Raw genomic sequence first — 12,766 nt, 5'->3', positions numbered from 1 at the left:
ACTCTATTAGCCATGTGTTGTTATTGTATGCATTAATTTTCCGGATAGTTTCCGAGCAGGCGGAATTTATCCTGTGATGTGTGCAGTTCCGCAAGGACGGAAAGCACTTTAGGATCCGCCAAGGAGGCTTCCAAATCGAGGTAGAAGAGGAATTCAAAGTTATGTCCCACAATCGGTCTTGACTCGAGCTTCGTCAAGTTGACACCGATATTGGCAAACTTTGTCAATAAGGCTCCGAGCCCTCCCGGTGCATGGTTTGCCGAGGTTACCACGGATATTTTGTTGGCCCCCGGGTATACATGAAAGTTCTTGCTGATGCAGATGAATCGTGTATAGTTATTGTCGCTGTTCTGAATGTTGCGGGCAATCGGGGTTAAATTGTACAGCTCCGCACATTGCGGTGCCGCAATAGCGGCTACACCCGGATCATCGCTGGCGGCTACGAGCTGTGCGGCACGTGCCGTATTATCGAAGGAACGCAAGGTAACGCCTGTTAGGGTTTCCAAGTACTGACTGCATTGCCCCAGTGCTTGAGGATGTGAAATGATGGTGTGAATATCGGATAATTGAGTTCCCTTTTTTACGAGTAAGTCGTGAGAAATCCAAAGGCGTGTGCCGCGTACGATATAGCATTTATGTTCCTCCAAGAGGTCGTATACTTCCTTGACGGAACCGTTGGAGCTGTTTTCGATAGGCAACACGCCGAATTCGCATTCGCCGGATTCGACCGCATCAAATACGGCATGAAATCCCGTTACATAATGAATCTGGCTGAGCGGCAACAGGCGGTCACACGCCATTTGAGCATTGCTGCCGAATACGCCGGCACAGGCTACGCTGCCACGCTGCGGCGGCAATGTAGGGGATGCTTCGACGGCGGCTTTCATCTTCTGCGTGAATTCCGTGTTTTGAAATAATTGTTCCGCCTGATAGGTGCGGCTTAAACTGAAGAGAGATTCAAAGAATCGACGGGCGTATAGATCCATGTCCGGCCCCGCCTCCAAGGTGACCTTATCTAAAATATCGCGCTCCCGTTTCGGATCGTATACGGCTTTGTTCATTTCTTTTTTTGCTTTCGCCACATCTTTGGAGAGCGCCATGCGTTCTTTGAACAGGCTCAGCATCTGCTCGTTGATATCGTTGATTTTAACGCGTATTTCATCTAAGTTCATGGTCAATATCTCCTAGGAAATCTAACAATACGAGGGCCGTAACGGCTTCGATGACGGGTACGGCGCGTAATGCTACGCACGGATCGTGGCGCCCTTTTATGGTGAGCAGGGTGTCCTCTTCTTTTGACAATGACACGGAGCGCTGCTCCTTGTAAATGGACGGGGTCGGCTTGATGCCCACCTGCATGACGAGCGGTAAACCGTTGGTAATGCCGCCCTGGATGCCGCCGCTGTTGTTCGTCGTAGTCGTTACGGTATGGCCGTTCATGGTGAAAGCATCATTTACCTCAGACCCCAAGGCGGAGCACATGTTAAAGCCGCCTCCGAATGATACGCCTTTTATGGCCGGCACTCCGAATATAACGCGGGCCAGGCGGTTTTCGATGCCGTCAAAATTAGGGTTTCCCAACCCTGCCGGTAAGCCTGTAGCGATGATCTCGACGATGCCGCCGGTGGAATCGCCTTCGCTTTTTAGTTTCAGTACGAGACTTTCAACCTCTTGTTGTTTAGATTCATCCAGCATGGTAATCGGTTCAGTTGCAATATGGGCGAGGGCATCCATATCGGGGTGTACCATGTCGACAGAAGCATCCTGAATGGGGCCCACCTGTTTCAGATGACCGTGAATGCGGATGCCTTTTCGGGCGAGCAACTGTAATGCAATGCCGCCGGCAACGCAAAGAGGTGCCGTGAGACGGGCCGAGAAGTGTCCGCCGCCGCGCATATCAACCTTGTCTCCGTAGCGCATACGAGCTGTAAAATCGGCATGGGATGGGCGAGGAATATCCCGTAAGTTATTGTAATCGCCGGAGTGCTGTGATGTATTGCGAATCATGAAGGCCAGCGGGGATCCGCTCAACGTATCATCTACGAGACCCGATAAAAATTCCGGTACATCCGCTTCTTTACGTTGCGTTTGGAATTGGTTTTGCCCCGGCGCACGACGGCGCAGGAATGCCTGCAGTTTATCCCTGTCGATGTGATAACCGCAAGGCAGACCGTCCACGACGCCTCCGATGGCATAGCCGTGGGAGGCACCGAAGGTGGATACCTGAATTGTTTTACCGAAACTCGATGACATACGTCCTCCTGATATCACTTGAAACATGTTGAATATATGGAATGAAATAAAGACCCTATTATTATGCGATTCCTATTAAAATATCGACTAAATATTAAATGACTAAATATTAAATGATTTTATGTGACCATTTTATAAATCCGGTTTGGCTTGAATAAGACTTAATAGACTTCCGTTGCCGAACCGGCTAACAAATTCCAGTCCGTGAAGAAATCCGGATAGGATTTCGTGATGGCTTCACTGTCTTTGAGTCGTACCGGATTCGTACTGATGAGCGCCATCAATGCGCCGGCCATGACGAGGCGGTGATCATTGACGCAGTCTGCAAGGCCTCCTGTGAGGCTTCCTGTACCTGTAATATATATATTATCACCTTCCTGGCGCACCGTGCCACCTAAATCGGACACGAGCTTTGCCACCGCGTTCAGCCTGTCCGATTCCTTGAGGCGAAGTCTGGCACCGTTGATAAAGGCGCTTTCACCTGAGATAGAACAGGCGAGGGCCGACAGAACCGGCAATAAATCGGGACATTGATCGAGATCGATCGTCAATGGCGTAGTGGCGCGACCCGATACGGTCAGATTTGATCCGTTCCATGTAATAGTCGCACCCGAGGCGCTGATGATATCCATGATGCGTCGGTCCGCCTGTACGGAGTCCGGATTCATGCCCGTAATCGTAATGGATTCGCCGGTCATGGCCGCAGCGACCATCCAAATAGCAGCATTGGACCAATCGCCTTCAATCTGATAATGGTTTCGTCCTACGAACGTGGACATATCATTGATGGTGAAAGTCTCGTTCTGTGCGGCTGTTGCTTCCTGATGTTCAACCGTGATACCGAAATCCGCCATCGTCGTCAATGTTAACGTCACATAATCTCGCGACTGCAGAGATGTGGTAGATGTAATTGCCGTATGCCCCAGTTGAGGAGCGGCTAACAGTAATCCCGAGAAGAACTGGCTGCTCACGTCACCGACCATATTGAAATCGCCGCCTTTGAGGAGACCTTTCATCGTGAACGGCGGCGCATTCTTTGAGAACTGCACACCGTGACGCTTCATTTCGCTTAATAAAGGTTCCAGGGGGCGTTCCGGCAAGCGGCCCTTTGCATCGACATCCACGGTATCGCACAGAGAGGCGGATACCGGCAATAGAAGCCGCAGCGTGGTGCCCGACTCATGGGGCAGTATTTTGCCGACTGCAGGAGGCGGACCGGGATTGACGGTAACGATTTGCTGTTTATAGGTTATATCGGCACCGAGGGCGCGCAATGAATCCATCGTAGCATCGATATCCCTTGAGGTACGGCTCAATAGAATTGTAGACGGTGTCGGCGCCAATGCGGCGCATATGAGCGCCCGATGGGCGTGCGCCTTAGCCGGTATGGAGTCGATTGTGCCTCGCAAGAGGGTGTTCGTTACGGAATACATGGCATCTCCTTTGTAGATAATACATCATATTCAACATCTATTATACAAGATAACCTCTGAGTTCTTCGTGCGTAACCACCTTGAGCTTACTGTGACCGTAGTCGGTAGGAACGACGATTTTGATAGTGTCTCCCTGACTTTTTTTATCGTGTTTGGCTGCTTCCAGTAATTCATCTGCCCTAATGGATGTTTCTGTAGGTAATTCATGGGCCGCTAACAGTTTTTTTAATTTCGTTACGACGGTAGGATTGAGGTTATCATGATGTACGGCCCCTTGTGCCATTAAGACCATGCCGATGGCTACAGCATTTCCATGAGGAATTTTAAAATGGCTCGCCTTTTCGATACCGTGACCGAAGGTATGCCCCAGATTGAGTAAGGCCCGTACGCCGGATTCCCGTTCATCCTGTTCGACGATATCCGCTTTTGCCTGTACGCAGCGAGCGATGATATCAATCGCCTTTTCCCGGTTTTCTAACAGCGGTTTGTTTTCCAGCTGTGTCAACAGGCCGGGCACGTCGAGGAATCCGTATTTGATGATTTCGCCGCATCCATTAATCCATTCTTTTCGCGGTAATGTATCGAGCGTCGTTGTATCGCATAATACCAGGATAGGCTGTTTGAAAGCGCCCCACAGATTTTTGCCTGCCTTCAGATTGACCGCTGTTTTGCCGCCGACGGAGGAATCGACCGCAGCCAACAGGGATGTCGGTACCTGTACGTAATCGATACCCCGTAGATAGGTGGCCGCCGCAAAGCCCGCCATATCGCCGACAACACCGCCGCCCAAGGCGATGAGCAGATCCTTGCGCGTTAAGGACTGATCCGCCATATACTCTACCAAATCGATGAGACGGGTTGCATTTTTCTCGTCTTCGCCGTGAGGAAAGACGTACTCACATACGCTGTATCCCGCCCCGGTGAGGTTGGCTTTCACCATTTTCAGGTAGAGGGGGGCCACATTATCATCGCTGACGATGATGACCCGGTACGGTTCCTTGAGGGGGCGAATATAGTCGGAAATGTGCGATAATGAATTATTTTCAATCACCACGTCGTACGGTTCGGACGCGTTAATATGGATGCGAAACATGGGAAATCCTTTCTGGTTTAGCGGTCGATACACTCTGTTAATGCATTACGTAATGCCTGTACTTCTTTCATTAAGCTGTTGAATTGATCGGGACGCAATGCCTGAGGGCCGTCGCATAATGCTTTGGCCGGATTGTTGTGCACCTCGATCATGAGTCCGTCCGCTCCACCGCCTACGGATGCCAGTGAAAGCGGCCGTACCATACGGCTCATGCCCGCTGCATGGGACGGATCCATGATAATCGGCAAGTGGGACAGTTCGTGCATCATCGGAATGGCCGTTACGTCCAATGTATTTCTCGTTTTAGGTTCGAATGTACGAATACCGCGTTCGCAAAGGACGATTTGTTCGTTCCCTTCGCTCATGATGTATTCGGCAGCCATCAACCATTCTTCGTAAGTAGCGGACAAACCGCGTTTTAACAAGATCGGTTTCTTCATTTTGCCCACTTCTTTAAGTAGTGTGAAGTTCTGCATGTTACGTGCACCGATTTGAAGCATATCCACATTATCGAAGTATTGCAGTTGGGAAATATCCATTACTTCCGAAACGATAGGAAGGCCTGTTTCTTTTTTAGCAAGCTCCAGTAATTCGAGACCTTCGGGTCCCATGCCTTGGAAGGAGTATGGGGATGTACGAGGTTTGAAAGCTCCGCCGCGAAGAATCGTGGCCCCCGCTTCCTTACAAGCTTTTGCGGTTTCTAGAACCTGTTCCGGTGTTTCTACGGAGCAAGGGCCCGCCATTACGGCGAAGTGGCCGCCACCGATGAGGGCGCCCCCAACGTTGATGATGGAATCATCCGGATGGAATTTGCGATTCGCCTTTTTGTACGGTTCCTGTATGCGCGTTACTTTATCTACAAAATCAAGCGATTCGATCTGTCGCGCATCGAGAGACGCCGTGTCGCCGATAAGACCGAGGATATTGTAACGAGTACCCTCTACAGGATGGATGATGAAGCCTTGGTCCTCTAATTCACTGCGTAAACGGGATACTTCCTCCGCTGCTGCGTTTTGTTTCAATGTAATAATCATGATAAACCTCCTTATCGACTACCAGTGAATAGTAGGGCTAACCATACGGGATGGCAAATAAAAAAGGCCACCCGTATATCTAATACGGGTAGCCCTTTTAACTATTCCAAGCCACCAATGATGATATCTAAATCAGTGCAGCTCAAATAGTTCCTTACCCGTACGCTGGATAAAGAACCAATAAAAGTATTGTTTTGCTGCGTTGATTTGGTTAATCATCGTTAGTTGCTCCTTTCTAAATTTATTGAGTACAGTATAAACCCATTTGAGAACAATATGCAAGCTAAAAATTAAAATTCATTTAATTTTTAAAAAAATCGTGCAAGAATATATACTATGCGGTATGTAATTTAATGTGAAAGCCATATTGATTTTGCTATAATAGAAACAGTGTATTTTGATATGTTAAATACGTTATGATTACAGGCGTATTTATTTTACTTAACCTATATTTTACTTAGCATATATGTTACTGCTTTCATGCACATATTTCATAGGGACGTTATACGAGAAGGAACATTTATGATTATTCAGATTTTAGATACGATTAACGATGATATTAAGCAGATTCGCACAGACGTGTTTATAAAAGAACAGGGCTTCGAAGAGGAATTTGATGAAATTGATGCAATAGCTAAATTCATTCTGTTGTGGAGTGACGGCAGAGCGGTCGGCACCTGTCGATTTTTTCCGGGGACGGAACCGGGAGAAGCGCATGTGGGACGAATGGCGGTGCGTAAAATCCATCGAGGCCAACATCTGGGCGAGAAAATTATGAAGGCCGCGGAACGGGCCATGCGTCGAGACGGCTATAAAACATGCTCATTGTCGGCACAAGTGCAGGCGCAGCCCTTTTATGAATCTTTGGGATATGTAGCGGAAGGCGATACATACCTCGATGAAGGATGTCCGCATATTCTGATGAGAAAAGAGTTGTAGGGGAATTTATGTGTGGAGGGACTGTTTTATAAAATCATTGATAATTTTATTTACTTCAGTTGGGTTGTCAACGTTGGCATTATGACCTGCATGAGGAATTATTACTAAATCGAATCCGGTTCTTTTGTGCCATTTATGACAATATTCTTTTACCTTCCCCAGATTATCGTGTTCACCTATCATAATAAGAACAGGACAGGTAATATGTAGATTTCTGTTATCTACCATCATTGCATTATAATATTGCTGCAATAGTTCCGAATATTCTTCTTTTGAAAAAATACTGATCATTTGTGTCATATTATCATATCCATCTTTTGTAACAGCGGCCTTTTTTGCGGCCGCTGTTTTTAATGTTTTCCATGGATAGAATTTTATAATTGACTTCATATTGCGCAATAAAAAGAAGTCCATTTTACTATAATAATCTGTACCGTAAGGAGAAGTTCCAATGCCAATAAATAAACTGATTATATCAGGATATCTGCACATAAACGCTTGAGCAATATAGCCGCCGTATGATTGCCCTATGGCAATAAATCGTGAAATCTGGTGCTTTTGTAAAATGGAACATACGATTTCTACCGCAATATCCATAGAGAATTGAGAGAAAGGCCTTGATTTACCATGACCGGGAGCATCCCATGCAATTATATTGTGAGAAGTATTAAAGAAACTAAACTGATGCTCAAACATAGTATGATCTGCCGTTAATCCGTGGAAAAAGAAAATTGTCGGTTTATCTGATTGCCATGGGTCATTGGTCCAGTAATATAAAGGTCCCCATTTGGTGTGTAGTATGTATTCTTTCATATTTTTCTCAATATATTTATCTGCGTTTCTGTAGTTATGAGTTTAATTTGTTTTTGATATGCTGTTTATATTAATAAGCGTTTAATTTATGGAGAAATAGACTATATTATTCCAGGTCGTCGAAATCGAATGCCGCCGCTTTTGTATAGTTCGTCACTTTTGCTTCAAAGAAGTCCGTTTTCGTACTGTTCAAATTGGAGAAGCTTTCAATCCATTCCATAGGGTTTTCCTTGATTTCAGGATATAGATGAGGCAAACCGATCGCTTCTAAGCGGATATTCGCAAGGTATTTGATGTAGCGTTCGATGAGGACGTTGTTGAGGCCGAGGATTTTGTCGTCCGTAATGTATTGACCCCATTCGATTTCATTTTCCGCACCTTGGCGAATCATGTCCGTAATTTTTGATTCCAGTTCAGGCGTGAACAGATCGGGACGTTCACGGCGCAATTCGCGGATGATGTTTTGGAACAATACAAGATGTGTCACTTCATCGCGGTTGATATATTTAAAAATCGTGGATGTAGCGGCCATCTTGCCTTGGCGTGCTAAGGTGTAGAAGAAGCTGAATCCGGAGTAGAAGTAGATGCCCTCCAAGATATAGTTCGCAATGATCGTGTGAATAAGGTTTGCTTCGCTCGGATCGTCGCTGAAGCGTTGGTATGCGTCGGCGATGAAGCGGTTACGGGCGAGCAGAGTTTTGTCCGTACGCCATTCGTCATAGATTTTGTCGCGTGTAATCGGATTCGTTACGGTATCTAAAATATAGGAATAACTTTGCGCGTGAATTTCCTCCTGGAACGCCTGGATGTTCAAGAGGGATGCCACTTCGGCGGCCGTGATGTAGCGGCTTAAGTTAGGCAGGTTTTCCGATTGAATAGAGTCGAGGAAATTCAGGAAGGAAATGATTTTATCGAAGGCGCGACGTTCGTTGTCCGTTAAGTATGGGAACTGTTTTACGTCCTCGTTCAGAGAAATTTCCTCAGGAATCCAGAAATTATTGAGCATGGTACGATACATTTGGTTCGCCCAGTCGTATTTGATACGGTTCCATTCGCGCAGATTGGTCGTGTTGCCGCCAATCATGGCCTGTGTGCCGCGGTCGCCGTTTTCATTAAATATGAGTTTTTTATCCATGATAATCTCCTGTATACAGCGATGCGACCTATAGAAATATAGGTCGTCATCAGATTTATAGTATGGGTGAAAGCATCCATAGAACGCCGCTTTCACAGAAACTGGTGCTGCTCGATTAAGAAGAGCAGCTCGTACATTCGTCCATTTCAAGGGACTGGTTGCGGATGTAGTAAATCGTTTTGATTCCCTGTTTATATGCCTCAATGTAAAGATCGAGAATTTCTTTCGCCTTCATTTGCGGAGTGATATACAGGTTGAAGGACTGTGCCTGGTCGATGTGACGTTGACGGACGCCGCAAGCCTTGATGGACCATTGCTGGTCGATTGTATGAGCCTCTTTGTAGAGCCAGAATGTTTCGTTGTTCAAATCCGGCGCCGTTTTCGGTGTGAAAGAACCCTTTTTCTCTTCGATGAAGAATTTTTTGAAAATCGGGTCGATGCCGGCCGTGGTATTAGCGATGTTCGAAGTGGATCCCGTAGGGGCCACCGCCATCAGATAACCGTTGCGGATGCCGTATTTAGCTACATCGTTGGCCAACTGCTTCCAGCGGTCGGACGTATAACCGCGGCGGGTAAAATATTCGCCCGTTTCCCATTCGGACCCTTTGAAAGCAGGGTAGGCCCCTTTTTCCTTTGCCAGCTCCATAGACGCTTTAATCGCATAGAAAGCGATATCTTCGAAGAGTTTATCCGCTATTTCGATGTGCTCGTCGGATTCCCATTGAATCTTGTGGTTGACGAGGTAGTGGTGATAACCGGATGTACCGAGGCCGATGGCGCGGTATTTATCGGATGTTATGCGGGATTCCGGTACCGGTGCCTGGTTGATGGAAATAACATTATCGAGCATTCGAATCTGAAGGGCGATGTTCGCTTCCAATTCGTCGTCCGCAATGCGTCCCAAGCTGATGGAGTTCAAGTTACATGTCACCATGTCGCCCGTATTTGTTTTCGTCGTGATGCTGTCGTCTTCGTTGATGATTTCTTCATTGAGATTTGTAAAGCCCACGTTTTGAGCGATTTCATGGCACAAGTTGGATGCGTAAATCATGCCCGCATGCTTGTTAGGGTTTGCCGCATTTACCGTATCGCGGAAGAAGATGAACGGCGTGCCCGTTTCAACGGCGGAACGCATGATTTTTTTCATCATGTCCAGCGCCGGTACTTCGATGCCGTGTAAGTTAGGATCCTGTTCGCACTCGATATAGCGTTTCGTAAACTCTTTTTCATCATCCGTATCAAAGTAGTCCTCGAGGGAGTAACCCTTTACGGTTAATACTTCATGAGGGTCGAAGAGGGTGAAGTTTTCGCGTGCCATCATGCGTTCCATGAAGATGTTCGGAATGGATACGGCAGGGAAAATATCATGGGCCTTACGACGGTCGTCGCCATTGTTCGTGCGAAGTTCCACGAATTCGTAGAAGTCCTTATGCCAGATGTCGAGTGTTACCGTTGCGCCGCCTTTACGTTTGCCTAACTGGTCTACGGCGACGGCTGTATCATTGTACAGTCGAATCCAAGGAATAACGCCGCCGGAGGAGTTTTTGAAGCCTCGAATGTCGGAGTTTAATGCGCGAACTTTGCCGAGGTAGATACCGAGGGCGCCGCCGTGCTTGGATACACGAGAGAATTTGCTGTTTACATCATAAATGGACCACAAATTATCATCCACGCCGGAAATGAAGCAGGATGATAACTGATGGAACGGCGTGCCTGCATTTGCCAATGTAGGGGTGGCCGTCGTCATTTTTAACTGACTCATCAAGTCGTAGAATTTCTTGGCATATTCTACTTTTTTGTCGCCTTCTACGAGTGCGAGATGCATGGCGATAGCCATGAAACGCTCCTGCGGCAATTCGTAGATTTCCTTGTTGAATCCTTTTACTAAATAACGGTCTGCCAACAATTTAAGACCTTCATAGTTGAAGAGATAATCCCGTTTCGGCTTGATGTAATCGCCTAATTCCTGCAATTCATCAGGCGTATATTCCGTAACGAAGAAGTTGGCGTATTTTTTCTCATCCACCAGCATTTGCACGAGGTTCGGGAAGTTGCCGTAACCGAATGCCTTGTAACGGCGTGTGATAGCAGCCTCCTTGTAGAGATCGAACAAGAAGAGGCGAGCAGCCACAAATTGCCAATCCTGATTCATTTTGTTGACTTGGTTGCCGAAACCGTCATCTTTCTTTGAGATAACCTTTTCGATAGCCGTCTGAACGAGCGTTTTTTGAATTTCCTTGGTGGTCATGCCGTCAACGAACTGTAATTTCGCATCCATTTCCAGTTCAAGCGGATCACAAGAGTCCAGCCCTAAACATGCGAAGGCAATCATGCGTTTCGTTTTTTCAACGGATAACGGCTCGACGTGGCCATCCCGTTTCTTGATCATAATCTCCATTATGGTTCCCCTTACGTCTTAAAACTGTCATTTAAAGCATACATAAAATTAGACTGAAAGATATAAACTATCTTTAATGAAAGTCTAATCAGAAAAATAAGAAAACTACTATATATGGTAGTTTTCTTATTTGGTTTATACAGTATGTTATGATTATAGCGAAAAAATTCTATATATTCAATATTGACATTTAGAAAATATCAATATACTCACATGGTTTTGGAGAATATGGTGAGAAATGCTTACAACTTCTATATGAATAGATAAAATATAATGATTGCAATTTATTTATCTTATTTTAGTATAGAAAAATAACTGTTTGTTATTAGGAATTTTAGTTTGCTTAATACATTTTTCATCTTTAATTGGGAAAGCGTAAGTATGATATTTAGGAAAGAGCTTTAGAAAACTTATTGTTTCTAATTGGTAGGTGTGGAGTGAGTCCAAATCGGATATTTAATAGGGCTATTATTCGAAAAGTTGATATTTTGAGATATAATAATGCTATATAAAGGGGATTTAAAGCAAAGAAATGTGGACGTGGGGATTTCAGAAAAACTAAAAATAAATAGTGGTATTTTCTGACTCAGAAAGAGTTTGATTTTTATGGATAAGTAGAAGATAAAAGTAAAGTTGATAATTTGTGATATCATGAAGTTAGTAAATTACTTTATAAGGGAGAATAAACTTATGACTGGAGCGGAGATAATTTCTTTTCTAGGTAATAATTTTCCAAATGTAATAAATGCTGTTGGTTCAGTAGTAGGTGGATTGTTTACGGTTATTTTTTTAAGGCGTAACACATCAGTTGCCGAATTTGAAAAGATTAAAAATGGACAGTTTAAAGAAGTTGCTGATAGTTTACTAAAAGCAGGTAAAATGACCTATGTGGAATATTACCAAGCGAGTAACTTTCTAGAGGTCGCTAGAAAAGCTGATAAATATTATTCTGAAATACCTCATGATAATAACAATGCAAATTATGATTTTGATTGGTTTGTAAGATTTTATGAAGCTGTAGGGAATATTAGTGATGAAGCAATGCAAGAGTTGTGGGCTAAACTTTTAGCAGATGAGGTTTCTGAACCATCATCATTTTCGCTTAAAACAATTGATGTATTAAGAAATCTTAGTAAAAAGGATGCTGAGCTATTTAGCTTGGTATGTTCTCATTCTGTTATGACTAGAGGACAAAGTTGTTTTTTACCACATTATGATACGTATCTTGAAAAGCATAATATTTATTATGCTGATATTATGAAATTAAATGAACAAGGTCTTATATTTAATGAAGGTACAATTGGTTTTAGTCTAAGTATTAGTCAAGATCCCCAAGCTTTATTTTGGAATAGCGAGTTGATTATGAGCATTGCAGCATCAGATGGTAAAGATATTAAAGCTCACATCAAGGTATATCCTTTTACTCAAGCAGGACATGAAATTGCTACGTTAGTTTCTAAAAGTATATCAGTAGAAGATTTTATTGACCTTGCAAAGGAAATAGTTAATGAAAATAAGGAGTATACTTTAGGAGTGTATAAAATTATTAGTTTAGATGAGAAGTCCATGATACATGATGGTAAAAATCTATTAGAGTTTATTTCTAGTAATGAAGAAAATGTTATATAAGAATAGATAATTTAAAAGACCACACTGAAGGAAATCTGC

The 12,766-nt window shown here is 44.6% G+C and carries 10 protein-coding genes; 2 read left to right on the top strand and 8 right to left on the bottom strand.

All coding sequences use genetic code 11. The annotated features are described in order from the left end of the window. Positions 1 to 32: 32 nt before the first annotated feature. From VEHSUH05_RS03745 to aroF, 5 genes are all read right to left on the bottom strand, one after another. On the bottom strand, positions 33 to 1,172 hold the full coding sequence (locus tag VEHSUH05_RS03745; RefSeq protein WP_105090763.1) for a bifunctional chorismate mutase/prephenate dehydratase: 1,140 nt from the start codon (positions 1,170 to 1,172) through the stop codon (positions 33 to 35). Then, positions 1,159 to 2,253 carry a chorismate synthase gene (gene aroC / locus VEHSUH05_RS03740; RefSeq protein WP_105090762.1) on the bottom strand — a complete coding sequence of 365 codons (1,095 nt, stop codon included), beginning with the start codon at positions 2,251 to 2,253 and terminating at the stop codon, positions 1,159 to 1,161. The genes VEHSUH05_RS03745 and aroC overlap by 14 nt, the downstream gene beginning before the upstream one ends. Before the next feature lie 161 nt (positions 2,254 to 2,414). Beyond that, on the bottom strand, positions 2,415 to 3,686 hold the full coding sequence (gene aroA, locus VEHSUH05_RS03735) for a 3-phosphoshikimate 1-carboxyvinyltransferase (RefSeq protein ID WP_105090761.1): 1,272 nt from the start codon (positions 3,684 to 3,686) through the stop codon (positions 2,415 to 2,417). 40 nt (positions 3,687 to 3,726) lie between these two features. Then, a complete protein-coding gene (aroB, locus tag VEHSUH05_RS03730; protein WP_105090760.1) occupies positions 3,727 to 4,779 on the bottom strand; it encodes a 3-dehydroquinate synthase in 1,053 nt (350 codons plus the stop codon). 17 nt (positions 4,780 to 4,796) lie between these two features. Continuing rightward, the gene (gene aroF, locus VEHSUH05_RS03725) at positions 4,797 to 5,813 is read right to left on the bottom strand and encodes a 3-deoxy-7-phosphoheptulonate synthase (RefSeq protein WP_105090759.1); all 1,017 of its coding nucleotides are present in this window, start codon (positions 5,811 to 5,813) and stop codon (positions 4,797 to 4,799) included. A gap of 522 nt (positions 5,814 to 6,335) precedes the next feature. On the opposite strand from aroF, the gene VEHSUH05_RS03720 reads away from it, so the two are divergent. Further along, a complete protein-coding gene (locus VEHSUH05_RS03720; RefSeq protein WP_038117237.1) occupies positions 6,336 to 6,752 on the top strand; it encodes a GNAT family N-acetyltransferase in 417 nt (138 codons plus the stop codon). Positions 6,753 to 6,758: 6 nt separating this feature from the next. Here the strand turns inward: VEHSUH05_RS03720 and VEHSUH05_RS03715 are convergent, their stop codons facing one another. From VEHSUH05_RS03715 to VEHSUH05_RS03705, 3 genes are all read right to left on the bottom strand, one after another. After that, entirely contained in the window at positions 6,759 to 7,565 is an 807-nt protein-coding gene (locus VEHSUH05_RS03715; RefSeq protein WP_105090758.1) for an alpha/beta fold hydrolase, read from the bottom strand. Positions 7,566 to 7,671: 106 nt separating this feature from the next. Beyond that, positions 7,672 to 8,700, bottom strand: a complete 1,029-nt coding sequence (locus VEHSUH05_RS03710; RefSeq protein ID WP_105090757.1) for a ribonucleotide-diphosphate reductase subunit beta — start codon at positions 8,698 to 8,700, stop codon at positions 7,672 to 7,674. 115 nt (positions 8,701 to 8,815) lie between these two features. Continuing rightward, positions 8,816 to 11,098 carry a ribonucleoside-diphosphate reductase subunit alpha gene (locus tag VEHSUH05_RS03705; protein WP_105090756.1) on the bottom strand — a complete coding sequence of 761 codons (2,283 nt, stop codon included), beginning with the start codon at positions 11,096 to 11,098 and terminating at the stop codon, positions 8,816 to 8,818. 690 nt (positions 11,099 to 11,788) lie between these two features. On the opposite strand from VEHSUH05_RS03705, the gene VEHSUH05_RS03700 reads away from it, so the two are divergent. Then, positions 11,789 to 12,727, top strand: coding sequence for a DUF2806 domain-containing protein (locus VEHSUH05_RS03700; RefSeq protein WP_170007095.1), 939 nt, complete (start codon positions 11,789 to 11,791; stop codon positions 12,725 to 12,727). Positions 12,728 to 12,766: the final 39 nt, after the last annotated feature.

Origin of the sequence: Veillonella denticariosi JCM 15641 (assembly GCF_002959855.1) — a bacterium.
Classification (GTDB): domain Bacteria; phylum Bacillota; class Negativicutes; order Veillonellales; family Veillonellaceae; genus Veillonella; species Veillonella denticariosi.
Note: the sequence above shows the minus strand (reverse complement) of the source record. Positions and strands in the feature narration are given on the sequence as shown.

Excerpts from the sequence above, each read along its gene's own strand:
- aroA (WP_105090761.1), bottom strand. The coding sequence starts at position 3,686 with ATGTATTCCGTAACGAACACCCTCTTGCGAGGCACAATCGACTCCATA.
- VEHSUH05_RS03705 (WP_105090756.1), bottom strand. The coding sequence starts at position 11,098 with ATGGAGATTATGATCAAGAAACGGGATGGCCACGTCGAGCCGTTATCC.
- VEHSUH05_RS03700 (WP_170007095.1), top strand. The coding sequence starts at position 11,789 with ATGACTGGAGCGGAGATAATTTCTTTTCTAGGTAATAATTTTCCAAAT.
- aroC (WP_105090762.1), bottom strand. The coding sequence starts at position 2,253 with ATGTCATCGAGTTTCGGTAAAACAATTCAGGTATCCACCTTCGGTGCC.
- VEHSUH05_RS03745 (WP_105090763.1), bottom strand. The coding sequence starts at position 1,172 with ATGAACTTAGATGAAATACGCGTTAAAATCAACGATATCAACGAGCAG.
- aroB (WP_105090760.1), bottom strand. The coding sequence starts at position 4,779 with ATGTTTCGCATCCATATTAACGCGTCCGAACCGTACGACGTGGTGATT.
- aroF (WP_105090759.1), bottom strand. The coding sequence starts at position 5,813 with ATGATTATTACATTGAAACAAAACGCAGCAGCGGAGGAAGTATCCCGT.
- VEHSUH05_RS03710 (WP_105090757.1), bottom strand. The coding sequence starts at position 8,700 with ATGGATAAAAAACTCATATTTAATGAAAACGGCGACCGCGGCACACAG.
- VEHSUH05_RS03715 (WP_105090758.1), bottom strand. The coding sequence starts at position 7,565 with ATGAAAGAATACATACTACACACCAAATGGGGACCTTTATATTACTGG.
- VEHSUH05_RS03720 (WP_038117237.1), top strand. The coding sequence starts at position 6,336 with ATGATTATTCAGATTTTAGATACGATTAACGATGATATTAAGCAGATT.